Source organism: Planomonospora corallina (assembly GCF_042650625.1).
Taxonomy (GTDB): Bacteria; Actinomycetota; Actinomycetes; order Streptosporangiales; family Streptosporangiaceae; genus Planomonospora_B; species Planomonospora_B corallina.
On the sequence record NZ_JBHSBM010000013.1, the window covers coordinates 272,974 to 295,288 of the forward strand.

Below are 22,315 nucleotides of genomic sequence, written 5' to 3' on the forward strand. Positions count from 1 at the left end.
CGGCCCGGCGCGGGCAGGTGGCCGGGCAGGAGGAGCGACATGCGCGAGACAGCCGTCCCATCGGCCGACCAGAACGGGACGGCTGCGACCTTCGGGGTGCTCGGGCCCGTGGAGGTCCGAGCGCCCGGCCGTCCGCCCGCCCCGCTCCCGCCGTCGGTGCGGGCACTGCTGGCCCGGCTGCTCCTGTCTCCCGGGCGCGTCGTCTCGGTCGACGGCCTGACCGACGCGCTGTGGGGGGAGGACCTGCCCTCCGACGCCGTCAACGCGCTGCAGATCCGCGTGTCCAAGCTGCGCCGCGCCCTCGCCTCCGCCGGCCTCGACGGCGGCGTGCTCGTCACGCAGGCTCCCGGCTACCGGCTCGCCGTACCGGCCGAGGCCGTGGACGCCTGCCGGTTCGAGCTCCTGCTGGGCCGGGCCCGCGAGGAGGGGGCGGCCGGTCGGACCGCCTCCGCCCTCGACCATCTGAACCAGGCGCTGGGGCTCTGGCGGGGCCCGGCGCTCGCCGACGCCGGCGGCACGGAGTGGGCCGCGGCGGAGAGCGCCCGCCTGGAGGAACTGCGGCTGGGCGCGGTCGAGCACCGCGACGAGCTCCGCCTGGAGTCCGGCGGGCACAACGAGGTCGTCGCCGACCTCGAACGGCTGGTGGCGGACCATCCGCTGCGCGAGCGGCTGCACCGGCTGCTGATGCTCGCGCTCTACCGCGCCGGACGGCAGGCCGAGGCGCTCGCCGCCTACCAGGCGCTCCGCCGGCACCTGGCCGACGAACTCGGGATCGACCCGTCCCCGGAGCTGCAGGCGCTCGCCGAGGCGATCCTCCGCCAGCAGGTGCCGCCCGCCGCGATGCCGGCCACCGCGGCTCCGGCTGAGGGACGTACGGCCTCGGCACCGGCGGCGGCCCGGGACGACCGGCTGCCGCGGCGGCTGACATCCGTGATCGGCCGTGACGACGACGTGTCGACGGCGCTGCGGCGGCTGGCCGAGGCACGGGTGGTGACACTGACCGGACCCGGCGGAGTCGGCAAGACGACGCTCGCGCTGGAGACCGCCCGCCGGGCGGACGCGTCGGTCGCCGACCGCGTGCGCCTGATCCGCCTGACCGCGCTGGAGGCCGGCGCCGACGTCGCCGACGCCTTCGCGGCCGAACTGGGCGTGATGACCCCACCGGGCTCCGATCCGGCCGACGCCGTGGCGGACCACCTTGCGCACGGCGGGACCCTGCTCGTCGTGGACAACTGCGAGCACGTCGTGGACGACGTCGCCGTCCTGGTGGAGCGGCTGGTCGGGGACTGTCCCGGCCTGCGGGTACTGGCCACCAGCCGGGAGGCCCTGGCGATCCCGGGCGAGGTCCAGGTGGCCGTCGGCCCGCTCGCCGTCCCCGAGGAGACGGAGGACGTGGACGCGATCCCCGCCGCACCGGCGGTGCGGCTCTTCCTCGACCGCGCCCGGGCGGTGCGCCCCTCGTTCACCCTCGACGCCTCCTCGGCGCCGGTGGTGGCGTCCATCTGCCGCCAGCTGGACGGCGTGCCGCTCGCCGTCGAACTGGCCGCGGCCCGGATCAAGGCGCTGGCGCCCGCCGACATCGAGGCACGGCTGCGGGACCGGTTCTCGCTGCTCACGGCGGGTCCGCGGACCGGCGAGGCACGTCATCGCACGCTGCGCGCCACCCTCGACTGGAGCCACGACCTGCTGACGGAGGCCGAGCGCCGGCTGCTGCGCCGCCTGGCGGTCTTCCGCGGCGGCTGGACCCCGGCGGCCGCGGAGGAGGTGTGCGCCTTCGCCGGCATCACCTCCGGTGAGGTGCTCGACCTGCTGTTCCGGCTGGTCGACCGGTCCCTCGTGGTCCCCGAGCCGGTGACCGGGCGCTTCCGCCTGCTCGTCACCGTGCGGGAGTACGCCTGGGCCCGGCTGGGGGAGGCCGGCGAGGCCGCCGAGTGCCGCGACCGCCACCTCGGCCACTGCCTGCGGCTGGCGGAGGAGCACGGCCCCCGGGTGCGCAGGGACGGCGGCGCCTGGGCCCGCCTGGTGGAGGAGCACGACAACCTCCGGGCCGCCGTGGACCACTCCATCGAGTCCGGGGACGTCGAGAAGGGCTTCCGCCTGGCCGGGGCGCTCACGGACTTCTGGGGGTACGGCCTGCGCCACGAGGGCACGCGGGTGCTGACCGCGCTGCTGGAGACCGGCGGCGGCTCCCTCCTCGCGCGGGCCCGTGCGCTGCAGGGCATCGGGTTCATGCACGTGTACTACCCGACGCCGCGCTCGGTCGCGGCGGCGGCCGAGAGCCTCGCGCTCTTCGAGGAGCTGGGCGCGGTGCGCGACGCCGCGGTCTCCCGGCTCGTCGTGGCCTGGGCGGGCCAGTACGGCGGCGACGTCGAGGAGCACCGGGCCTCGCTCGAGCGGAGCCGGCGTGATCTGGGTGACGCCGAGGCCGGCACCGACGACGGCTGGTGGCAGGTGATGACCTACTACCTGGAGGCGCTGCTGACCCTGCGTCTCGGCGACTTCGGGACCGCGGTCCGGCAGTGGCGCCACACCCGGGATCTCATACGGTCCTTCGGCGACAGCATGATGGACGGCGCGGTCGCGGCGCACCTCGGCCTCGCCCTGCGCGAGGCGGGACGGCACGAGCAGGCGCTGGGCTTCCTGGAGGAGGCCGCGGGCGACGGCCGGGAGCCGAGGTCCCCGCACGGGTTGGCCTTCGCGCTCGTCCACCTGGCCCACGCGCACCTCGACCTGGACCCGCACGCCGACGTGGCGGCGCTGCTCGCCGAGGCGGACGAGGTCGCGCGCCGCGCGCACAACCCGCGCTGCCGGGCATGGGCGGCGTGGGGCCGGGCGCGGGCCGCGCTGGCGGGCGATGACGTGCGGACCGCGCTCGAACGGTGCCGGGAGGCGCTGGCGCTGCTGGAGGAGCGGGAGTTCCCCTGGGCCAGGGCCCGTCTCTGGTCGCTGACCGCGGAGTGCGCCGAGGCCGCCGGCCTGCCGGACGAGGCGGAGCGGGCCCGGCGAGCGGCCGCGGTCCTCGCCTCCTCCGCCTGACGCGGACCGGCCGCCCCGGAGCCCCGCCGGAGCCCGCGGTGACCGGGCCACCCGCGACCCGGGACATCCGGATCGGGCGCGGCCTGAGTCAGACGGGCCCGGATCAGGCGGACCGGGACGTAGGGACCGGGAGCGGTCTGGATGAGACGGGCCCGGGGTCAGGGGCCCGGATCAGGCGGGCACGTCGTCCCGGTGCCCGCAGCGGACGTCCCGGAAGCCCGCCGTCCGCAGCGCCTCCACCAGGCGCCCGGCGTCCACACCGCCGCGTGCCCGCAGGAGACCCCGGGCGGCGTCGATCTCGAACGACACCACGCCCGGCACGTCCCGCACATGCCGGCTGACCAGGCGGACGCACCGCCGGCACAGCATGATCGGAACGGTCACGGTCACCGTGTCCTCAGTGTCTCCGGTGTCTCCGGTGTCTCCGGTGTCTCCGGTGTTCCCGAGGGTTCCGGCATCCCCGGCGTCACCCCTGTCGCCGGCCTTCCCGGGATTTCCGGCCTTTCTGATCTCGCCGGCCTTCTGGGCCTCTTCGCGTGGTTCGTCTGCCATGGCGGGCAGCCTGCCGGGCCGCGCTGGCGACCGGCTGTCCGTCCGCTGTCCGCCCTCGGCGGTGAGCGCGGCGGACGGCCAGCGGACGGCCAGCCCGGGGACAGCACGGATCGCGACGATCCTCCCGTCACCGAGAAACACACCCGGGAGGTCACCGTGCACCCCGCACTTTCCCTCAGGACGGCTCTGCTGGCGCATGCCGATCTGCTGCGCGAAGCCGAGCACCGGCGTCTTCTGCGCGGTCTGCCGCCCCGGGCCCGCCGGTCGGCCCCCGGCCCGCGCCGGGCCGCCCGCCTCCCGGCCTTCCTCTCCCCGAACAGGAGCCAGTCATGAGCATCGACACCGCCGCCACGCGGGCGGCGCAGACGACCGCCGCCGCCGAGGCGCGCGACGTGGTGAAGGTCTACGGCCGCGGCGACACCGCCGTGCGGGCCCTCGACGGCGCCACCCTCTCGATCCCGGCCGGGCGGTTCACCGCCGTCATGGGACCGTCCGGATCCGGCAAGTCCACGCTCATGCACGCCCTCGCCGGCCTCGACACGGTGGACGGCGGGCAGGTGCTGATCGGGGACACGGACCTGGGCCGGCTCAGCGAGCGGCAGCGCACGCTGCTCCGCCGTGAGCGGGTGGGGTTCGTCTTCCAGGGCTTCAACCTGGTGCCGACGCTGACCGCCGAGGAGAACATCGCCCTGCCGGCCGCCCTCGCCGGCCGGCGGGCCGACCGGGCCTGGATCGGCGAGCTCGTCGCCATGCTCGGGCTGGCCGACCGGCTGCGCCACCGCCCCGGAGAACTTTCCGGCGGCCAGCAGCAGCGGGTGGCGGTGGCCCGCGCCCTGGCCACCCGGCCGCAGATCGTCTTCGCCGACGAACCCACCGGCAACCTCGACTCCCGCGCGGGGGAGGCCCTGCTCGGCTTCCTGCGCCACGCCGCCCACGGGCTCGGCCAGACGATCGTCATGGTCACCCACGACGCCGGCGCCGCGGCCTACGCCGACCGGGTGGTCTTCCTCGCCGACGGCCGCGTCGCCGGTGAACTGCCCGACCCGGACGTTCCGGCCGTCCTGTCCCGCATGGCGGACATCACCGCCCCCGCGACCCGGAAGGGGAAGTGATCACGATGTGGCGTCTGGTCCTCCGCAACACGCTGGCCCACCGCGGCCGGCTCGCGCTCACGCTGCTCGCCGTCCTCCTCGGGGTCACGTTCGTGACCGGCAGCCTGGTGCTCACCGACACCTCCCGGCGGCTGCTCGACGAGCAGTTCCGCACGGCCACCGCCGGGGTGGACCTGGCCGTCCGCGACGCGGCCGCCTTCGATTCGGCGATGGGCGTCGAGGTCGAGCGGGACCCACTGCCCGCCACGCTCGTGGACCGGGTCCGCGCGGTGCCCGGCGTCGCCGCCGCCGTGCCCGTCGTCCGCGGCCAGGGCGTGCTCAGCGCGGACGGGAAGGCGATCGTGCCCGCGGGCCCGTCGCTGCTGATGTCGTGGGAGCCCGCCCCCGTCGGCGCGTTCACGCTGCGGACCGGCCGCGCGCCGGTGGCGGACGACGAGGTCGTCGTCGACGCCGCGACCGCCGCCCTGCACGGCGTCGGCCTGGGCTCCCGGGTCACCGTGCGGGCGGACGAGACGGCAGTGCTGCGCGTGGTCGGGCTGGCCGGGTTCGGTGCCGAGCCCGGGCTGCCGAACAGCACCGTCGCCCTGGTCGGCCTGCCCGTCGCGCAGCGTCTGCTCGGTCTCGGCGGCGGCGTGTCGGAGATCGACGTCGTCGCGGCCGACGGGGCCGGCGTCCGGCGGCTGCGCGACGCGGTCGCGACCGCCGCCGGACCGGAGTACGAGGTGACCGCCGGCCGGGACCTCGCGGCCTCCAGCGCGGCCGCCGCGAAGACGCAGGTCGCCTCCCTGCAGCTGATGCTGCTGGCGCTCGCGGCGGCGGCCCTGCTCGTCGGCGCGTTCCTCATCGCCAACACGTTCTCGATCGTCATCACCCAGCGGGCCGGGGAGCTCGCCGTACTGCGCGCGGCCGGGGCCACCGGCGCGCAGGTCCTCGCCTCGGTGCTCGGGGAGGCGTTCCTGGTCGGGGTCACGGCCACCGCCGGGGGGATCGGGCTCGGCGTCGCCGGCGCCACCGGGCTGCGCGGCCTGGCCGGAGCCTTCGGCATGACCCTGCCGGACGGCGGGCTCGTCGTCGCACCCAGGACCCTGGCCGTCGCCTTCGTGATCGGCCTCGGCGTCACGGTGCTGTCCGCGCTCGGCCCGGCCCGCCGCGCCGCCGCGGTCGCGCCGGTGGAGGCCATGCGCCGCTCCGCGGCCGAGACCGGCGCCGGCCGGGGCCGCACCGTCACCGGTGGGCTCGCGGCCGGGCTCGGCATCGCCGGTCTGGCCGCCTCCCTGATCGGGAACGGCTCGGTGGCGGTGCTGGCCGCCGCGGCGGTGAGCGCCGTCGTGGGGCTGGCCCTGCTCGGGCCGGTGGTCACCCCGGCTCTGTCCCGGACCATCGGGCGCCCGCTGGACGCGGCAGGCGTCTCCGGCCGGCTGGCTCGCGAGTCCGCCGCGCGGGCGCCGCGCCGTACGGCCGCGACCGCGCTGGCTCTGGCCCTCGGCCTGGCGCTGATCAGCTTCATGACCGTGCTGGGAACGTCGATCAAGGAATCGATGCAGCGCTCGTACACCGAGACGATCACGGCCGACTTCGTCGTGGAGAGCGCGCGCAACGAGATGCTCGGCGGTCTGTCCCACCACGTCCACCACCACGTGAGCGAACTGCCGCAGGTCGCGGTGGCCTCCCGCATCCGGTACGGCCACTGGAAGGACGGAGAGCGGACCGAGGCCCTCACCGCCGTCGACCCCGGGACCCTGTCCCGCGTCACCGCACTGCACCTCGTCGAGGGCAGTCTGGAGGCCGTCTCCGGCGGTGGGGTCGTCCTGGCCGAGAACATCGCCCGGGAGCGGGGGCTGCGGGTCGGCGACACCCTGGAGATGACGTTCTCCCGCACCGGCACGCAGCGGCTGACGGTGGCCGGCATCCTGCGGGACCGCGACGCCCAGGCCCTGTCGACCGGCTACGTCATCTCGCTGGACACCTTCTCCCGTAACTACCGGGAGGACGTCGACGCCGCCGTGCTGGTGAAGGTCGCCGACGGGGTGGGCGACGACGCCGCGGAGAAGGCGATCACCGCCGCCCTCGCCGACGAGCCGACCGCGAAGGTGCGCGACCAGGCGAGTGCCGCCGCCGCGCGGAGCCTCACGATCGACCAGGTCCTCGGGCTGGTGACCGCGCTGCTCATGCTCGCCGTCCTCATCGCGCTGCTGGGCATCACCAACACCCTCGTCCTGTCCATCCTCGAGCGGACCCGTGAGATCGGGCTGCTGCGGGCGGTCGGCATGACCGGTGCGCAGCTGCGCTGGATGATCCGGGGCGAGGCGGTCCTCGTGGCGGCCCTGGCGATCGTCCTCGGTCTCGCCCTGGGCGTCGCCTTCGCCGCGGGCACGGTGTCCACCCTGGGCAGCGCCACCCAGGCGACCCTGACGATCCCGGCCGGCCGGCTCCTGCTCGTCGTCGCCGTGGCCGCTCTCGCCGGACTGGCGGCGGGGGCGCTGCCTGCCCGGCGGGCCGCCGGGCTCGACGTGCTGGCCGCGATCACCCGGTCCTGACCGTGTCCCCTTCCGCCACCTCCGGTGAGGAGGGCCGGGTCACGGCGAGCAGGAGACCCGCGCCCGCCGCGGTGGCGGTGACGAGGAAGGCGGCGCGGAACTCCGCGTGGCCCGGGGACGGGCCGAGGACGAGGGTCAGGACGGCGAGGGTGAGCGCGCCCGCCAGGTACTGGGAGGTGGTCAGCAGGGCTCCCGCCGTGCCCTGGTGCGCGGCGGGCACGTCCCGGGTGCCGAGGATGAACATCGCCGAGTAGATCACCCCGTGGCCGAAGCCGCTCAGCAGGATCCCCGGGAGCAGGTCGGCGGCGTAGGAGCCGCCGTGCAGGGAGAGGGCGATCCAGAGCAGGCCCGCGGCCGCCGCGGCGAACCCGCAGAGGAGCACGGCGGCCGGGCGGGCCCGCCGTACGGCACGGCCCGCCGCCGTGTTGCCGGCGGTCACCATGAGGGCCAGCGGGAGGAAGGCCAGTCCCGCCTGGAGCGGGGTGTGGCCCTCTGCGGTCTGGAGCAGGAGGGTGAGCAGGTAGAACTCCGATCCCACGCTCGCCATGTAGAGCGCGGTGGCCGCCGCTCCGATGCGCAGCGAGGGGATGCGCCGCAGGACGGGTTCGATCAGGACGCCGCGGGGGGTGCGCCCGTCCGGGACGTCGCGTGAGGTGTGCTCGTCCGGGGTCCGCTCGGCCGGACCGTCGTGCGTGGCACGCTCGTTGCGGATGAAGCCGGTGAGCAGGGCCAGGGCGAGGGCGAGGGCGCCGAGGGTCGCCGGGGATCCCCAGCCGTGGTCGGCGGCGAGGGTCAGCCCGAGGACCAGGGTGAGCACGGCGCCCGTGCCGAGGGCCGCGGCGGTCACCGGGACGCGGCCGCCCGGGGCGTGGTCGCGGGCCGGGGCGGCCCAGAGCACGGCGCCCAGCACGCACAGGAGCACGACGGGGGCGTTGACGAAGAACGTGAGCCTCCAGGACGCGGTGGTGAGCAGGCCGCCGAGGACGGCGCCCGCGGCGAGGCCGGAGGCCCCGACCGAGCCCCAGACCGCCAGTGCCCGGCCGCGTTCCGGGCCCGCGGGGAAGGTCGTCCCGATGAGGGCGAGGACGGCGGGCTGCAGCAGGGCCGCCCCGAGTCCCTGCCCGGCGCGGGCGGCCAGGAGCAGCGCGCCGTCCCCCGCCGCGCCGCCCGCCACGCCGGCGAGGCCGAAGGCGGTGACCGCCAGGACGAACAGGCGCCGGGCGCCGAGCCGGTCCGCCAGCCGGCCTCCGAGGACGAGGAAACCCGCGAAGAGGACCCCGTAGGCGCTGACCACCCACTGGGCGAGCGCGGGGTCGAGGCCCAGGTCGGCGGCGATGCTGGGCAGGGCGATGTAGATGATCGAGTAGTCGAGGGCGATGAGGAACTGGGCCACCGAGACCACGGCGAGGGTGCCGTGCCCGTGTGCGGTGGCCGGCGCCGCTGTCATGGCTCCGGTGGGCATGGGAACATGCTTGTACATTCACATTAATGAGAAGGGGAAGCCCCTGCCGGGAGAGGAGTCGCCGTGAGGATCGGGGAACTGGCCGCGCGCACGGGCGTGCCCACGCGGCTGCTGCGCTACTACGAGGAGCAGGGGTTGCTCGACCCCGGCCGGGCGGCGAACGGCTACCGCGACTACGCCGAGTGCCTCGTCGACCGGGTCGTGCAGATCCGCGGCCTGATCGACGCCGGCCTGCCCACCAGGATCATCAAGCAGGTCCTGCCCTGTCTGGAGGACCCCGGCGCGATCCACGTCGCCGACCCCGATCCTGAGCTCGTCGCGGCCCTGGAGCGCCACCGCGACCGGCTGGACGCGCGCATCCGCTGCCTGGCCAGGAACCGGGACGCGGTCAGCGGCTATCTCGACGCGGTCCGCCGGCTCTCGGCCGGTCAGGGGCGGGGGTAGGGCGACGGCCGGGGCCGCCTCCGGGCCCGGCGATGTAGCCGTCGAGGCTGACGCCGATGTAGTAGACCAGCTTTCGCATACTTCACTCCGCTCTAAGTACTTTGCTTGTAGTGGTTGTGAACGTAGTACTACAGGCGGAGTGGTGTCAACGGGGAGGCGGGACGCGGGGCCCGGGCTCAGCGGGACGCCGGGGACACCGGCTCCTCCCAGGCGATCCGGTGGTCGTACATCCAGGCCAGCGAGTTCCGGCGGGCCAGGTGCCGCATGGCCACCGGCAGCACGAGGTCGCGGACGAAGGCGCCGGCGGCTCCCGGCGCCTTGCCGCTCCCGTTCCGCCTGCCCTGGGCCACGACCCGCTCCACCCGGCCGCGCCGGAGCCGCTCGAAGGCGGCGAACGCGTCGCGGGTGTCCGGCAGGTCGCGCAGGCACCTGGCCAGCACCACCGCGTCCTCGATCGCCATCGAGGCGCCCTGGCCCGCCGAGGGGGAGGTCGCGTGCGCGGCGTCGCCCACGATCACCATGCGCCCGTTGGACCACGTCGGCACGGTCGGGAAGTCGTAGGTGTTCCAGGGCGGCAGGATGTGCTCGGTCGCGCCGATGATGTCGAGCATCGGACCGGTGTCGCCGGCGAACAGCTCCACCAGCCCGGCCCGCCACCGCTCCGGGGCGATCGCGGCCAGTTCCTCGGGACTCGGTTCCCCGGGGCTCGGCGGGTTGGCGAACCACCACACCTCTCCGCTCGGGTGGACCAGGTAGCCGAAGAAGCACCGGCGGCCGAAGACGAAGTGGTTGGTCCCCGGCTCGCCCGGTACGTCGACGCCGTGGGCGAAACCGCCCGTGTTCAGCAGTCCGACGTGCCGGGCGCGCGGCGCCCGAGGGTCGATGATCGTGCGGGTGCGCGAGCGCAGCCCGTCGGCCCCGACGAGGAGGTCGCCCTCGGCGGCGTTCCCGTCGGCGAAGACCGCCCGCACCCCGTCCGGGGTGGCCGAGGCGTCGGTGAGACGCCTGCCGTAGTGGATCCGGACGCCGCGCCGTACGGCCTCGTCGCGCAGGGCGCGGTAGAGGTCGGCGCGCTTCAGCGTCCGGCTGGGCTGATGGAGGACGGCCAACTGCCTGCCGCGCGCGTTGGTGATCCGCATGTGCGGGGTGTCCACGCCCAGGTCCGCGACGAGGTCGTGCAGGCCGAGCGGGCGCAGCGCCTCCAGCCCGTTGACCGCGAGGGTGAGGAAGGCGCCCACCCCCTCGGCGCCGCGGTCGTAGGCCTCGAACACCTCGCCGTCGACGCCGGCCCGCTGCAGGGCCATGGCCGTCACCGGGCCGGCGATGCCCCCGCCGATGATCAGAGCTCTCTTAGTCATGTAATGACTATACATAAAATGACTATCAAGGGAACGGTCCTACGATGGCGCCATGTCCACGAGGCGGTCCCCCCTGGCCATGGCGCTGCTCTCCCTGGTCGGCGAGGAGCCCATGCACGCGTACCGGATGCAGCAGCTGATCAAGGAGCGGCGCAAGGACGACGTGGTCAACGTCGCGCAGCGCAACAGCGTCTACCAGACGATCGACCGGCTGCTCCGGGACGGGCTCATCGCGGTCCGGGGGACCGCGCGGGAGGAGAATCGCCCGGAGCGGACCGTCTACGAGCTCACCGGCGCCGGGCGCCAGACGCTGCGGGACTGGATGCGGACGATGCTCTCCGCGCCGGCCCGGGAGTTCCCCGAGTTCCCCGCCGCGCTCGCCTTCCTCCCCGTGCTGCCGGTGGAGGAGGTCCGCGCCGCGCTGGAGGGGCGTCTGACCGCTCTGGAGGAGCGCCTGGCCGGGCTGGAGGCGGAGCTGGCCGAGGGTGGGGCGTTCCTGCCCCGGGTCTTCCTGGTGGAGTCCGAGTACCAGCGGGCGGTGCTCCGCGCCGAACTGGACTACGTCCGGGGTCTCGCCGCGGACCTGCGGACGGGCGCGCTCTCGTGGGACCGCCACCTGTAGGGAGCGGCCCGCCCCCTCCGCCGTCGCCCCGGGCAGCCGCCCCCGATCGCCGTCCGCGGCAGCCGCCCCCGGTCGCCGCCCGGTCGCCGTCCGCGACGGGTCGTCACGCCGCGTGGATCGACCACTTCTCTCGATGTCCGGATGTAGATGATTTTTGTGTTTGGGTCACTACTAAGAGTGACATAACTGCCCCTGACGGTATTGCGTGACGAACGGGGTGCCCGTGAACCGGGAGCAGGCTGAGGAGAAGGGCGGGTGGCTCCGGCCGCGCCGCCTCCCGCGACGGCAGCCGGTCCTGCCCGGCTGCCGGAGGGCCGGGGCCCTCCGGGGGGAGGAACCGTGGCGACGGCCCGCCCGCTGAGGAGGGCGGCGGAGCGGGCCGCGGTCACGGGGCTCGCCGCGGCGCTCGCCCTGGCGGCCGGGCCGCCCGCGGGCGGGACGGCGGTGAGCCCGCCGCCGCTCCCGCCGCTCCCGGAGATCTCCGCGGACGTGACCGCGTCCGTCCCGGGACCCGCCCTCGGATCCGCCCTCGAGCCGGTCCTCGGGGACGGGACGGGCGCCCTCGCGCCTTTCTCCCCGGAGGGATCCGCGGCCGTGTTCCCGGAGGGATCCGCGGCCGTGTTCCCCGGGGAGCCCGCGACCGCACTTGCGGGGGAGTCCGCGGCCGTGCAGGCGGACCCGGCCGATCCGGCGGCACCGGCGGGCCCGTCCGCCTCGGAGCGGCCGCCGGGGCGGGCCGGGCCCTACGTCTTCAGGGACGAGTTCACCGGGCCCGCCGGGCGGGGGCCCGGCGCCTCGAAGTGGAAGCAGGAGACAGGGTGCATGTGGGGGCACGGGGCCGAGGACCAGTGCTACACCGGGAAAGGCCGGAACGCGCGACTCGACGGCGCCGGCCATCTCGTGATCACCGCTCGGAGCGAGAAGCACGTCGGGACGGACGGCGTCGCGCGCTCCTACACCTCGGCACGGCTCGTCTCCACCTCCGCGTGGAAGGGCGGGACCCTGGAGGTCAGGGCGAAGATGTCCCGCTGGCAGGCCGGCGCGTGGCCGGCGATCTGGCTGCTCGGCCGGCCCGCGGCCAGGACGCCGTACTACGGCGAGATCGACCTGATGGAGAACGGCTTCACCGGGAGGCGCTGGAACCCCCAGTACCACGTGCACACCGACGGCGCGGGCTCCGGCGCCGGGGGCGAGTACGGGATCGACGCCACCCGGTGGCACGTGTACAAGGTCAGATGGACCACGGGGCCGTCCGGCCGGGTGTGGTTCTATCTCGACGGCAGGCTCATGCGGGTCCTGCCGTACCGCGTGCCGTCGGGTTCGCCCGCCGAGGTGATCCTGAACATCGCCGTCGGCTCCCGGGTGGGGACCCCGGCCGCGAAGCTGGACAGCACCCTGACCGTGGACTACGTCCGGGTGAGAAGGTGAGGGGAAACCCAGGAGACGCCCATGGCCGGGTACGGACAGTGCCAGACATGCTCCAAGCCATGGTGTGGAATGCCCACGCCTCCTGCGTGCGCGCGCCCGCCGTTCCTAGCTTTGGCCCATGCGCTCCGATCGTCTCGAACCCGTCTGGCGTTCCGCCCTGGCCGTGGCCGGTCTCTTCGCCTCCGTCTTCACGGTCCTGTTCGTGTCACTGATCCCCGGCATGTCCACGGAGGTCTTCTACCTGGTCGCCGGGGCCGGGGTGACCGCCTGCGCGGTCGGCCTGGCCTGGTGCGTGCAGCGCGTCGTGGAGGGCGACTCCTGGTCCGCGCTGGGGCTGAACGTCTCCCGCGGGTCGGCGGTCAGGATGCTGCGCGGTGCGGCCGCGGGGTTCGCCGTGGTCGTCGTGGCCGACGTCGTCTGCGTGCTCTCCGGCGCGGCCGAGTGGGACCCGGACGCCTCACTGGCGAACGTGCCCGCCTGGCTGACGGTCATCATCCCCTCGGTCCTGCTGGTGCAGGCCGTACCGGAGGAGCTGTGGTTCCGGGGCTATCTCTTCCGGCACCTGCGCCTGTCGCTGCCGCTGGGGGCGACGGTCGTGATCACCTCGGTCCTGTTCGGCGCGCTGCACCTCATCTCGTCCGGTGCGACCGGCTCGGCGGCGGAGAAGCCGTTCCACGTGCTGCAGGCGGTCGCGTTCGGCTTCGCGCTCGCGGCCTGCCGGATCGTCACCGGCGAGCTCTGGCTGGCCATCGGCTTCCACGCCGGGTACGGCGTGCTGAACGAGCGGCTGATCACGGCGGGGGAGGGGCTCGCCGCCGTCGAGCTGTTCTGCCTGGCCGCGACCCTGGCCGCCGCCGGGGTGCTCTTCCTGCGCCGGCGGCACCGCCGTACGCCCCTCGACTGGCGCGCCCGTCCCGCGGCCTCGATGGAGCCCGCGCCCGCCGAGGAGCGCCCGCTGGCCCATTCCGGGATCTGACGCGGGCCGCAGGTCTCCCGCACGGCAGGCGCCGTACGGGAGACCTGCGGCCGTCCCCGCCGGGCGGCCGGGCGTGACGGTGCGTGGTTCGCGGGGATTCTCCGGGGCACGGTGGACCGTGAAGGGTTCGCTGGAAGGAGAGCGCGATGCGCGGGCTCGTGTGGATGAAGGACGAGGGGGCCGAGTACGCCGAGGCGGACTTCTCGTCGGGGTTGAAAGCGGTCGGCGTGGCGATCGGGACGGACCCGGTGCCCTACCGCCTGGAGTACTCCCTGCGCACCTCGGCCGACTACGTGACCGAACTGCTGACCGTGCGGGCGCACGGGGCCGGTTGGGCGCGCGCGCTCGACCTGCGGCGCGGCACCGACGGCATCTGGTCCTGCGAGACCAAGTGCGAGGGTGAGCTCGCGGGACCGGAGCCGGGCGGGGACATGGCCGGGCTCAACGACGCCCTCGACTGCGATCTGGCGCTCTCGCCGCTGACCAACACCATGCCGGTGCTCCGTCACGGCCTGCTGAAGAGCCAGGGCCGGATGGGCTTCGTCATGGCCCTGGTCCAGGTGCCCCACCTGCACGTGGTCCACCATCCGCAGAGCTACACCCATCTCGGCCCGGACTCGGTGCGCTACGAGAGCGAGGGCTTCAGCGCCGACCTGATCTACGACGGCGACGGCGTCGTCACCGACTATCCGGGCCTGGCGAGACTGGCGGTCCGCTGACCCGGGACGCGGCCCCGCGACGGCGCCTCCCGGCCCCCGCGACGGCGGAGTGTACGCTCTGGACGCGGTGACCGGAGAGGAGAGCGCGTGTCGGACGGGGTGCCGGGGATCGACGTCCCCGACCGCAGGGGCCGCACCGGGCTGGACCGGGCGGGGCTGGACCTGACCGGCAACCCCCGGGTGCGGGTGCGGGAGGTGGAGCTCCTGGCGTCGAGCTGGTACGTGCTGCGCAGGACGACCTTCGACTACCTGCGGGCGGACGGCACCTGGAGCGTCGAGGAGCGCGAGACCTACGACCGGGGCAACGGCGCCACCGTCCTGCTCTACGACGCCGGGCGCGGGACGGTCCTGCTGACCCGGCAGTTCCGCTACCCGGTCTACGCCAACGGGCACCCCGACGGGATGCTGCTGGAGACGGCGGCGGGCCTGCTCGACGACGACGATCCGGAGACCGCGATCCGGCGGGAGGCCGCCGAGGAGACCGGATACGAGATCGGTGAGGTCCGGCACGTCTTCGACGTCTACATGAGCCCGGGGTCGGTGACCGAGCGGGTGCACTTCTTCGCCGCGCCGTACCGGGCGGACCGCAGGGCCGGTGAGGGCGGCGGGCTGGCCGGGGAGGGCGAGGACATCGAGGTGGTCGAGCTGCCCTTCGCCGAGGCGCTGGAGATGGTCGCCTCGGGGGAGATCGCCGACGCCAAGAGCATCATGCTCCTGCAGTGGGCGGCGCTGTCCGGTCCGTTCGCCGGCCGAGGTAGGTGACCGGACCCGGGTCGGCGACCTGGATCTCGTGGAAGCCGAGCCGGTCGTAGAAGGCGCGGGCCGCGGTGTTGGCGGTGACCATGCCGAGGTGGACGGCGGCCACGCCCTTGGCGTGCAGCGCGTCGAGGAAGGTGTGCATGAGCGCCCGGCCGTGACCCTGGCCCTGGTGGGAGGGGAGCAGGTCGATGTGGAGGTGGGCCGGGTAGCCGGCCAGTTCGGGGAGGATCATGCGCTCCGGCCGGTACATGAGGTCGATCATCTCCTCGTTGGGGGTGGCGGGCGGCCCGTCCAGGGCGGGGAAGCGCTCTCTCAGCCGGGGCAGCCAGTGCTCCCGGTAGTTCCGCACGAAGGCGGCGGTGTCGGCGGTGCCGAGGACGTAGCCGACCGCGCGCTCGCCGTCGTCGAGCACGAAGGCCAGATCCGGCTCCAGTTCGGCGTAGGGGGTGGCGAAGATGCTGGGCATCAGCTCCAGGTCGGGGTAGATGTGCCGGGAGTCCCCGCCCTCGTGGGCGGTGCGGACGCAGACGTCGCCGAGCGCGGCGCGGTCTCCGGGACGGTAGGGGCGGATGTGCGGGCGGGTGGTCGTCATGGGGCCATGGTGCCGTGCGGAGAGCGCTCTCACAAGATCTGTGGCTTAGGGTCTGCTGGACGACGGGACCGGATAGGCTGGCCGGGAACGCGGATCGTCCCTGTCATCGGTCGGACGGACTTCTCATGATCGAGGTGGAGCTGCGGGGCTGGGGCCCCGGCGACGTGTCCGCGGTGCTCGCCGCGTTCTCCTCCCCCGACATGGCGCGGCAGGCCGCCCGGCCGATCGACACGCCGGAGGCGGCGCTGGAGTGGATGGCCTACTGGGGGTTCCGGGACGACGCGCGGGCCTTCGCCGTCACGGTGAACGGCGAGGTCGTCGGGAACGTCGCGGTGAGCAACATCGACTCCCATGACACGGGATGGGTCTCCTACTGGACCTCACCGCACGCCCGGGGCCGGGGCGTCGCGGCCGCGGCGACGATCAAGCTGGCCGAGTGGGCGTTCCGGGAGCGGGGGCTGTTCCGCCTCGAGCTGGGGCACCGGCTGAACAACCCGGCCTCCTGCGCGGTGGCGGTCAGGGCGGGGTTCGCGCCGGAGGGGGTCGAGCGGGCCAAGCTCAAGTACGGGGACGAGCGCTTCGACGTGGAGCGCCACGCCCGGCTGGCCACGGACTGACGTCTCCGCGGGCGCGCAGAGGCCCGCGAGGGGGCCGGGAGAGGGCTCACCGGAGGAGCCGCCTCGGGGGGACCTCGGACGCTCCTCACATGATCCTCGGGCGGTCCTGGGATGTCCTCCTCAGGTGGGTGGTCCCTCAGGCGGTCCTCAGAGGGCTCGCAGCCCGGCGAGGACGTCGCGGAGCAGGCTCTCCTTGACCACCGAGCCGGGAGACGTCCGTACGGTCACCAGCCCAGCGTCCCGCAGGTCGCCCAGGAGCACCCCGATCACGCCGACGGCCAGTTCGGTCTCCGAGGCCAGCTCGGCCACCGAGATCGGGTGCCGGCAGGCGGCCAGGACCCGCCGGTGCTCCGGGGACAGGTTCTCCGCCGGGGGCCTGACCGCCACGACCGTGGCGATCAGGTCGAAGCCGGCCCCCGTGGGACGGGTCCGTCCCCGGGTGACGGTGTAGGGGCGGACGATCGGTCCGGCGTCCTGATCGAGCCAGCGCTCTGTCATCGCCCATCGCCCTCCTCCTCCGCGCGGAGCCACCCCGCCCGGAACGACGTCAGGACACTGCTCGGCTCAGCGGGCGCACCGGATCCACCGGGCCCGTCCGCCCCGCCGTCGTCCGCCTGCCGTACCCGCAGGGGCGGGGAGTCCGGTGCGGCGGCCTGCGGCGGAGCCTGACCGGGTACGGCACGCCGGACCCGCCTGGGCAGACCGCTCCCGGTGGTCCCGCTGATCCCCGTGGTCCCGCTGGTTCCGGCGGTGCGGCCCGCCGTGAGCGCGGCGCTCTCCGCGACGGGGGCGAGCCGCTGCTCGGAGACCGGGGCCGGGGGGGTCTCCCGCGTCTCGGCGGCGGCGACCGGCCCGGTTCCGGCCGGGTGGTCGGCGGCCGGGAGCGGCATCTCGGTCACCAGCGCGTCGGGGATGAGCACGATCGCGCTGGTGCCGCCGAACGGGGACGGCCGGAGGGAGACGCGGATGCCGTGGCGGGCGGCCAGCATGCCGACGACGAACAGGCCGAGCCGGTCGCTGTCGGCCAGGTCGAACTCCGGGGGCTCGGCCAGCCGTGCGTTGAGCTCGGCCATCTCGGCCGGCTTCATGCCCAGGCCGCGGTCCTCCACCTCGATCGCGTAACCCCGGGCGGCCGGTTCGCCGTGCACGCGCACCACGGTGTTCGGCGGGGAGAAGATGGTCGCGTTCTCCACCAGCTCGGCGACCAGGTGGACGACGTCGGTGACGACCGCGCCGGCGAGCGCCGGGCCGTGCGGCACCTCGACGGTGACGCGGCGGTAGTCCTCCACCTCCTCGACGGCGGCGCGGACCACGTCGTAGATCGCCACCGGCCTGCGCCAGCCCCGGCCGGGCACCGAGCCCGACAGGATGATCAGGCCCTCGGCGTGGCGGCGCATGCGGGTGGTGAGGTGGTCGAGGGCGAACAGGTCCTCGAGCGTCTCCGGGTCGGTGGCCCGCCGTTCCATCGCCTCCAGCATGGCGAGCTGCCGGTGCAGCAGCGACTGGTTCCGCCTCGCCAGGTTGACGAAGACCTTGCCCACGCCCTTGCGCAGCTCGGCCTGGCCGACGGCCGCCTGGACGGCCGTGCGCTGGACCGAGGAGAACGCCTCTCCGACGCGCACGATCTCGGCGGTGGTGCCGTAGTGCAGCTCGGGGGTCTCGGAGACCGGGCAGACGTCCTCGCCCTTGCGCAGCCGCGCGACCACGTCGGGCAGGCGCCGGTCGGCGAGGTCGAGGGCGGCGTGCTGGAGGCCGACGAGTTCGACGCCGATCCGGCGGCCGAAGCGGACCGAGATGAAGATGGAGGCCGTGACCGCGACGAGGCCGAGCCCGCCGGCGATGCCGATCTGGATCAGGATGCCGGTGGCCATGGGCCCGCTGCGGTCGGCGATGGCCTGGGCGACGCCGCCGGCGGTGCGGTCGAAGGTCTCCGTCAGCGTGACGGAGGCCGTCACCCAGGAGGGGTCGGGCCGCGTCGCGTTGCTGAAGGCCTCCTCGATCCGCTCGAACTCGGCGTAGGCGGCGGAGCCCGCCATGCGGGTGTAGTGCGCCCGGAGCTCGTCGTCGAGCTGCTTGGTGCCGATGACGAAGAGCAACTCGCGGCTGGTGGCCAGTTCGGCGAAGCGCGCGCGCTCCCGCGAGGTGATGACGCCGGCGGCGTCGACCCCGGCGATCAGGGCGGCCTGCCGGCTCATCATCTCGCGGCTGCGCCCGACCATGGCGGTGGCCCGCACCTGGTCGATCAGGTCGATGTCGGCGGAGGTCCGGAGCTTCTCGAAGACCTCGTTGGCCGTCTCGATGACGGCGCTGTAGGCGTCGAGGGTCTGCAACCGGTCACTGGTGCGGCCGTTCACCTCGCTGCGGGCCTCGGTGAGCCGGTCCGCCGCGGCCAGGAGCCGCACGATCCGCTCCCACAGGGGGGCGGGGATGTCCTCCTTGGCCTCCTGGGTGAGCCGTTCGAGCTCCGTCCGGGAGGCGTCGGTCTTGAGCCGCTGGCTGTTCAGGGCGGAGTCCGAGGCCGTGCGGTCGCCGAGGAAGGCCAGGGAGAGCTGCCGCTCGCGCTGGAGGGCGCTGGCGAGCGCGCGGGTGGGGACGGTCACGTGCTCGTGGACGGTGCTGATGATGAGAAGGTCGTGACCGCTTCGGAGGACGATCGTCGCCGCGTATCCCCAGATGGCCACGAGGGAGACGAGCGGTATCAGGAGGAGGATGAAGATCTTGACCTTGATCGAACGTCTGCGGCCGGTCACAATACCTCGCATTGCGGATATGCGTGGTTAACAGTCCCGAAACTTTAGCAACGCAGGGCACTCCCGACCAGGGAGACGGATTGCCTTCCTCTGGAACGATTCGAGGGAAACGTTTGCCTCGCCCTGGGGTGAGGCGGAACCCCGGGCCCTCGGGGCACGTCTTTTTCTGAGGATCGCAGGGAGGCAGCCATGATGGAGATGGCGGAACTGCTCGGGGTACGCCTGGAAGGCGCCGACCGGGCGGCGCTGGTCAGAGGCGACGAGCTGGAACAGGCGGGGGCGGTGCAGCTGGTGCGCTTCGGCCCGCTCCGGGTGACCGCCGAGGTGGACGACGGCGCCGCGTGCGTGGAGTTCCTCCGGGACGCCGACGACCTGCGGTGGTCGTGCACCTGCGCCGAGGGGCGGCGGGGCGCCTTCTGCGCCCACTGCGCCGCGACCGCTCAGTCGGTCAGGAGGAAGACCGAGAGGAAGGCCTTCTCCGGCGTGCCGTCGGCGACGGCCTCGGAGAGCACGGTCCGGATCGCGTCGTAGGCCGGCCGGTCGCAGTCGCGCAGCGACGAGGTCTTCGACCACACGAGCGCGTGCTCGCCCGGCGCCAGCCAGGACAGGTCGGTCAGGTGGTCGTAGAGCGCGTCGAGGTTGTTGCCGAAGGTTTCGGGGAACGACAGCGCCTCGGCGATCGCCGTCATGGCGTCGGCCGAGGTCGTGATCTCCGAGCCGTCCAGCCGGTGGAGCGTGGCGGCGGCGATCCTCTCCCGGAAGGCCTCCTCAGGGCCCTCCTCGAACGTTCCCTTCGACAACGAGGTCACCTCCGCAGCCCGAAATCTCACCCGGGGGTAGCTACCCGCTCGCCCGCAGCGGAAACAGCGGGCGGCCACTTCCCCGTTCTTCCCGGGTTCCCGGGCCTTCCGCATGCCGCCGATCCGGCGCGGTGAACGACGGCACTTCTGATTGGACTTCGACTGTCTGGTTGTCTGACAATGTGCCCATGAAGCTCGCCGTTCTCGGCGCCGCCGTGCTCTGGGGCACCGCGGGGACCGCCGGACTGCTCGTCGCCGGGGTCGCCCCGATCTCCGTCGCCGCCGCCCGCCTGGTCGTGGGCGGCCTGGTGCTGGCCGGCGCCGTCGCCGCCGCACGGGTCGTCACGGGGTCCGCCGCGGCGTCCGGAACGGCGTCCGGCCCGGAGAGCTCTGCGGCGTCCGGCCCGGAGACCGCCGTCGGGGCCGCCGGGAGGGCCGCGGTGCGGACGCCGTCCCGCCGGGGCCTCCTGGCGGCGGCCGCGCTGGGGGTGGCCGCCTACCAGCTCTGCTACTTCGCCGCGATCAGCCGGACCGGCGTGGCCGTCGGCACCGTGGTCTCCATCGGCAGCGGGCCCGTCTTCACCGGTCTGCTCTCCTGGCTCCTCGACCGGGTGCGCCCCAGCGGGCGCTGGGCGGCGGCGACCGCGGCGGCCGTGGCGGGCTGCGCCGTACTGGGCGGCGGAGGCGGGCAGGCGCGGCCGGACGGGATCCTGCTCGCGCTCCTCGGCGGGCTGATCTACGCCTTCTACGCGGTGGCCGCGGCCCGGGTGATCGGGACGGGGGCCTCCTCGGACGTCGTCATGGGGGTGATGTTCGGCGGGGCGGCCGTGGTCATGCTCCCGGTCCTGCTCTGGACCGGGCCGGGCTGGCTCACCGAGCCCCGCGGCCTGCTGGCCGCGCTCTACCTCGGCTGCGCCACCACCGCCCTGGCCTACTTCCTGTACGGCAGAGGCCTGCGCACCACCCCGGTGGCGACCGCCGCCACCCTGGCCCTGGCCGAGCCCGCGGTCGCCGCGCTGCTCGGGGTCGTGGTCCTGGGCGAGCGGCTGACCCCGGTCTCGGCCGCCGGACTGCTGCTGCTCGGGGCGGCGCTGGTCGTCGTCGCCGTGCCCGAGGCGGCGGGGCGGGCGGCCGAGGACGTCCGGGCGGGCGGGGCTCCGGCGGGCGTCCGGACCCCCGGTTCCGAGCCCCGGCAATAGGCTTCCCGGTTTGACATCCTCCTCCGTTTGAAAGCGGAGGATCCCAACCTGATCCCCGAGGAGGGAACCATGCTGAGGTTCGCGGTTCACCGGCTGGGCAACCCCGAAGCCTCCCCGCGCAGCCACCCCATGCCCTGGGGCGGTCGTGCCGGTGGTGGCTTGGCTATCGCCACCGGGGAAGACCGTAGTAGAACGCGGGGTTTCGCGGTCCGGACTCCTCCCCGGTCTGAAGGCCGGGGCATCCTCCGGAGGGCCCGGTGACCGTCCCGCTCCGTCCCGTCTCCGCCGTCACCGCGCTCGCCGAGGAACTGCGCCGCCGGATCCTCTCCGGGGAGATCCCGCCGGGCACCGCCCTGCCCGAGCAGGAGCTCGCAGCCGCCTACGGGGTGGCCCGCCCGACCGTCCGCGAGACGCTGGCGGTCCTGGTCCACGAGGGCCTGCTCCGCCGGGAGCGCAACCGGAGCGCCCAGGTGGTGGAGGTGACCGGGGCGGACCTGGACGACCTGATGTTCGTGCGGCGCCCGCTGGAGGACCTGACGGCCGTGTCCCTGGCCGGGCGGCGGGTGGCGGAGGCGGACGAGGCGCTGGCGCGGATGGCCGCGCTGCCGCCGGACGCCCCCTGGTCCGAGGTGGTGGCCGAGCACATGGCGCTGCACCAGGCCCTGGTGGTCGCGGTGGGCAGCCCGCGGCTGGAGCGGCTGTACACGGTGCTGGCGGCCGAGACCCGGCTGGGCCTGGTCCGGTTGCGCGACTCCTACCCCGACCGGGACGTCCTGGTGGCCGAGCACCGCGAGCTGCTCGACGCGATCGGCGCGGGTCCGGCGGAGGCCGCCCGGCGGGCGGTGGCCGCCCACCTCGACCACGGCTGGGGCGGGGACCTGCCGTAGGACGCCCCGGGAGGGCGGCCCGCGGGCCGCGCGGTCGGCGGGCGAATCGCCCGGCCCGCGCGGCTCTATTGCACCGAGCCCCCTGAAGTCGTCACAATCGCGGCCATGCACGGCAACTCAGTGCCGGACACCTACGTGTACGTCACCGAAGAGGGCGTGACCCGCCACTACGCGGACGGCAGCGTCGACGCCCTCGCGTGGGAGGACGTCGTCGAGGTGCGGGTCGCGGGCGACACCGGGGCGGACGTCCTCTACATCCTGCTCGACCACGAGGGCCAGGGCTGCGTGGTGCCGAGGTCCGCGACGGACGCCACCTTCCTCGCCCGGCTGCGCTACCTGCCGGACTTCGACCTCGACCGGCTGACGGCGGCGGTGGACGCCGTCAGCGACCCCTACGTGGTCGTGTGGCGCAGCCCGGAGCCGCCCTCCGCCCTGCCGGATCTGGAATACGACTGAGAGCCCGCC

The 22,315-nt window shown here is 74.5% G+C and carries 21 protein-coding genes; 14 read left to right on the forward strand and 7 right to left on the reverse strand.

Annotated features, from left to right (window positions below):
* The first annotated feature begins 39 nt into the window (after window positions 1–39).
* Window positions 40–3,036: an AfsR/SARP family transcriptional regulator gene (locus ACFOWE_RS10570; RefSeq protein WP_377287043.1), complete on the forward strand. Its 2,997-nt coding sequence runs from the start codon at window positions 40–42 to the stop codon at window positions 3,034–3,036.
* A gap of 171 nt (window positions 3,037–3,207) precedes the next feature.
* On the opposite strand, the gene ACFOWE_RS10575 is transcribed toward ACFOWE_RS10570, so the two are convergent.
* On the reverse strand, window positions 3,208–3,420 hold the full coding sequence (locus tag ACFOWE_RS10575; protein ID WP_377287044.1) for a cation transporter: 213 nt from the start codon (window positions 3,418–3,420) through the stop codon (window positions 3,208–3,210).
* A gap of 497 nt (window positions 3,421–3,917) precedes the next feature.
* Here ACFOWE_RS10575 and ACFOWE_RS10580 point away from each other — a divergent pair, with 497 nt between their 5' ends.
* Window positions 3,918–4,700, forward strand: coding sequence for an ABC transporter ATP-binding protein (locus ACFOWE_RS10580; protein WP_377287045.1), 783 nt, complete (start codon window positions 3,918–3,920; stop codon window positions 4,698–4,700).
* Between the two features lie 5 nt (window positions 4,701–4,705).
* Complete coding sequence (locus ACFOWE_RS10585; protein WP_377287046.1) at window positions 4,706–7,237, forward strand: FtsX-like permease family protein; 2,532 nt, start codon at window positions 4,706–4,708, stop codon at window positions 7,235–7,237.
* Here the strand turns inward: ACFOWE_RS10585 and ACFOWE_RS10590 are convergent.
* The gene (locus ACFOWE_RS10590; protein WP_377287047.1) at window positions 7,224–8,699 is read right to left on the reverse strand and encodes an MFS transporter; all 1,476 of its coding nucleotides are present in this window, start codon (window positions 8,697–8,699) and stop codon (window positions 7,224–7,226) included. The genes ACFOWE_RS10585 and ACFOWE_RS10590 overlap by 14 nt on opposite strands.
* Before the next feature lie 63 nt (window positions 8,700–8,762).
* On the opposite strand from ACFOWE_RS10590, the gene ACFOWE_RS10595 reads away from it, so the two are divergent.
* Window positions 8,763–9,143, forward strand: a complete 381-nt coding sequence (locus tag ACFOWE_RS10595) for a MerR family transcriptional regulator (protein ID WP_377287048.1) — start codon at window positions 8,763–8,765, stop codon at window positions 9,141–9,143.
* A 176-nt stretch (window positions 9,144–9,319) separates the two neighbouring features.
* Here the strand turns inward: ACFOWE_RS10595 and ACFOWE_RS10600 are convergent, their stop codons facing one another.
* Window positions 9,320–10,501, reverse strand: coding sequence for an FAD-dependent oxidoreductase (locus ACFOWE_RS10600; RefSeq protein ID WP_377287049.1), 1,182 nt, complete (start codon window positions 10,499–10,501; stop codon window positions 9,320–9,322).
* A 52-nt stretch (window positions 10,502–10,553) separates the two neighbouring features.
* Here ACFOWE_RS10600 and ACFOWE_RS10605 point away from each other — a divergent pair, with 52 nt between their 5' ends.
* From ACFOWE_RS10605 to ACFOWE_RS10625, 5 genes are all read left to right on the forward strand, one after another.
* A complete protein-coding gene (locus ACFOWE_RS10605; RefSeq protein WP_377287050.1) occupies window positions 10,554–11,123 on the forward strand; it encodes a PadR family transcriptional regulator in 570 nt (189 codons plus the stop codon).
* Between the two features lie 339 nt (window positions 11,124–11,462).
* Window positions 11,463–12,551, forward strand: coding sequence for a glycoside hydrolase family 16 protein (locus ACFOWE_RS10610; RefSeq protein ID WP_377287051.1), 1,089 nt, complete (start codon window positions 11,463–11,465; stop codon window positions 12,549–12,551).
* A gap of 118 nt (window positions 12,552–12,669) precedes the next feature.
* Complete coding sequence (locus tag ACFOWE_RS10615) at window positions 12,670–13,527, forward strand: CPBP family intramembrane glutamic endopeptidase (protein ID WP_377287052.1); 858 nt, start codon at window positions 12,670–12,672, stop codon at window positions 13,525–13,527.
* A 146-nt stretch (window positions 13,528–13,673) separates the two neighbouring features.
* Window positions 13,674–14,246 (forward strand): putative glycolipid-binding domain-containing protein, encoded by a 573-nt coding sequence (locus ACFOWE_RS10620; RefSeq protein ID WP_377287053.1) that lies wholly within the window; start codon window positions 13,674–13,676, stop codon window positions 14,244–14,246.
* Between the two features lie 87 nt (window positions 14,247–14,333).
* Entirely contained in the window at window positions 14,334–15,008 is a 675-nt protein-coding gene (locus tag ACFOWE_RS10625) for an NUDIX domain-containing protein (RefSeq protein ID WP_377287054.1), read from the forward strand.
* On the opposite strand, the gene ACFOWE_RS10630 is transcribed toward ACFOWE_RS10625, so the two are convergent.
* A complete protein-coding gene (locus tag ACFOWE_RS10630) occupies window positions 14,953–15,597 on the reverse strand; it encodes a GNAT family N-acetyltransferase (protein WP_377287055.1) in 645 nt (214 codons plus the stop codon). The two genes, ACFOWE_RS10625 and ACFOWE_RS10630, sit on opposite strands and share 56 nt — an antisense overlap.
* Before the next feature lie 125 nt (window positions 15,598–15,722).
* On the opposite strand from ACFOWE_RS10630, the gene ACFOWE_RS10635 reads away from it, so the two are divergent.
* A complete protein-coding gene (locus tag ACFOWE_RS10635) occupies window positions 15,723–16,214 on the forward strand; it encodes a GNAT family N-acetyltransferase (RefSeq protein ID WP_377287056.1) in 492 nt (163 codons plus the stop codon).
* A 147-nt stretch (window positions 16,215–16,361) separates the two neighbouring features.
* On the opposite strand, the gene ACFOWE_RS10640 is transcribed toward ACFOWE_RS10635, so the two are convergent.
* Together ACFOWE_RS10640 and ACFOWE_RS10645 are read right to left on the reverse strand one after the other, a co-directional pair.
* The gene (locus ACFOWE_RS10640) at window positions 16,362–16,712 is read right to left on the reverse strand and encodes a DUF742 domain-containing protein (protein WP_377287057.1); all 351 of its coding nucleotides are present in this window, start codon (window positions 16,710–16,712) and stop codon (window positions 16,362–16,364) included.
* Window positions 16,709–18,976: a sensor histidine kinase gene (locus ACFOWE_RS10645; RefSeq protein ID WP_377287058.1), complete on the reverse strand. Its 2,268-nt coding sequence runs from the start codon at window positions 18,974–18,976 to the stop codon at window positions 16,709–16,711. Before ACFOWE_RS10645 ends, ACFOWE_RS10640 begins: the two co-directional genes overlap by 4 nt.
* 177 nt (window positions 18,977–19,153) lie before the next feature.
* Between ACFOWE_RS10645 and ACFOWE_RS10650 the strand changes: the two genes are divergently transcribed.
* Window positions 19,154–19,495, forward strand: a complete 342-nt coding sequence (locus ACFOWE_RS10650) for a hypothetical protein (protein WP_377287059.1) — start codon at window positions 19,154–19,156, stop codon at window positions 19,493–19,495.
* Here the strand turns inward: ACFOWE_RS10650 and ACFOWE_RS10655 are convergent.
* Window positions 19,405–19,764 (reverse strand): barstar family protein, encoded by a 360-nt coding sequence (locus tag ACFOWE_RS10655; RefSeq protein ID WP_377287060.1) that lies wholly within the window; start codon window positions 19,762–19,764, stop codon window positions 19,405–19,407. The two genes, ACFOWE_RS10650 and ACFOWE_RS10655, sit on opposite strands and share 91 nt — an antisense overlap.
* A gap of 188 nt (window positions 19,765–19,952) precedes the next feature.
* On the opposite strand from ACFOWE_RS10655, the gene ACFOWE_RS10660 reads away from it, so the two are divergent.
* The 3 genes from ACFOWE_RS10660 to ACFOWE_RS10670 all read left to right on the forward strand — a co-directional run bounded on the left by ACFOWE_RS10660 (window position 19,953) and on the right by ACFOWE_RS10670 (window position 22,306).
* The gene (locus ACFOWE_RS10660) at window positions 19,953–20,963 is read left to right on the forward strand and encodes a DMT family transporter (RefSeq protein ID WP_377287061.1); all 1,011 of its coding nucleotides are present in this window, start codon (window positions 19,953–19,955) and stop codon (window positions 20,961–20,963) included.
* 257 nt (window positions 20,964–21,220) lie between these two features.
* Window positions 21,221–21,850, forward strand: a complete 630-nt coding sequence (locus tag ACFOWE_RS10665; RefSeq protein ID WP_377287062.1) for a GntR family transcriptional regulator — start codon at window positions 21,221–21,223, stop codon at window positions 21,848–21,850.
* 105 nt (window positions 21,851–21,955) lie between these two features.
* Window positions 21,956–22,306 (forward strand): hypothetical protein, encoded by a 351-nt coding sequence (locus tag ACFOWE_RS10670; RefSeq protein ID WP_377287063.1) that lies wholly within the window; start codon window positions 21,956–21,958, stop codon window positions 22,304–22,306.
* Window positions 22,307–22,315 lie beyond the last annotated feature (9 nt).

Bases quoted from the DNA above. Each gene is read 5' to 3' on its own strand.
- ACFOWE_RS10570 (WP_377287043.1), top strand. From the start codon at position 40: ATGCGCGAGACAGCCGTCCCATCGGCCGACCAGAACGGGACGGCTGCG.
- ACFOWE_RS10580 (WP_377287045.1), top strand. From the start codon at position 3,918: ATGAGCATCGACACCGCCGCCACGCGGGCGGCGCAGACGACCGCCGCC.
- ACFOWE_RS10585 (WP_377287046.1), top strand. From the start codon at position 4,706: ATGTGGCGTCTGGTCCTCCGCAACACGCTGGCCCACCGCGGCCGGCTC.
- ACFOWE_RS10590 (WP_377287047.1), bottom strand. From the start codon at position 8,699: ATGCCCACCGGAGCCATGACAGCGGCGCCGGCCACCGCACACGGGCAC.
- ACFOWE_RS10600 (WP_377287049.1), bottom strand. From the start codon at position 10,501: ATGACTAAGAGAGCTCTGATCATCGGCGGGGGCATCGCCGGCCCGGTG.
- ACFOWE_RS10605 (WP_377287050.1), top strand. From the start codon at position 10,554: ATGTCCACGAGGCGGTCCCCCCTGGCCATGGCGCTGCTCTCCCTGGTC.
- ACFOWE_RS10615 (WP_377287052.1), top strand. From the start codon at position 12,670: ATGCGCTCCGATCGTCTCGAACCCGTCTGGCGTTCCGCCCTGGCCGTG.
- ACFOWE_RS10620 (WP_377287053.1), top strand. From the start codon at position 13,674: ATGCGCGGGCTCGTGTGGATGAAGGACGAGGGGGCCGAGTACGCCGAG.
- ACFOWE_RS10630 (WP_377287055.1), bottom strand. From the start codon at position 15,597: ATGACGACCACCCGCCCGCACATCCGCCCCTACCGTCCCGGAGACCGC.
- ACFOWE_RS10635 (WP_377287056.1), top strand. From the start codon at position 15,723: ATGATCGAGGTGGAGCTGCGGGGCTGGGGCCCCGGCGACGTGTCCGCG.
- ACFOWE_RS10640 (WP_377287057.1), bottom strand. From the start codon at position 16,712: ATGACAGAGCGCTGGCTCGATCAGGACGCCGGACCGATCGTCCGCCCC.
- ACFOWE_RS10645 (WP_377287058.1), bottom strand. From the start codon at position 18,976: ATGCGAGGTATTGTGACCGGCCGCAGACGTTCGATCAAGGTCAAGATC.
- ACFOWE_RS10650 (WP_377287059.1), top strand. From the start codon at position 19,154: ATGATGGAGATGGCGGAACTGCTCGGGGTACGCCTGGAAGGCGCCGAC.
- ACFOWE_RS10660 (WP_377287061.1), top strand. From the start codon at position 19,953: ATGAAGCTCGCCGTTCTCGGCGCCGCCGTGCTCTGGGGCACCGCGGGG.
- ACFOWE_RS10670 (WP_377287063.1), top strand. From the start codon at position 21,956: ATGCACGGCAACTCAGTGCCGGACACCTACGTGTACGTCACCGAAGAG.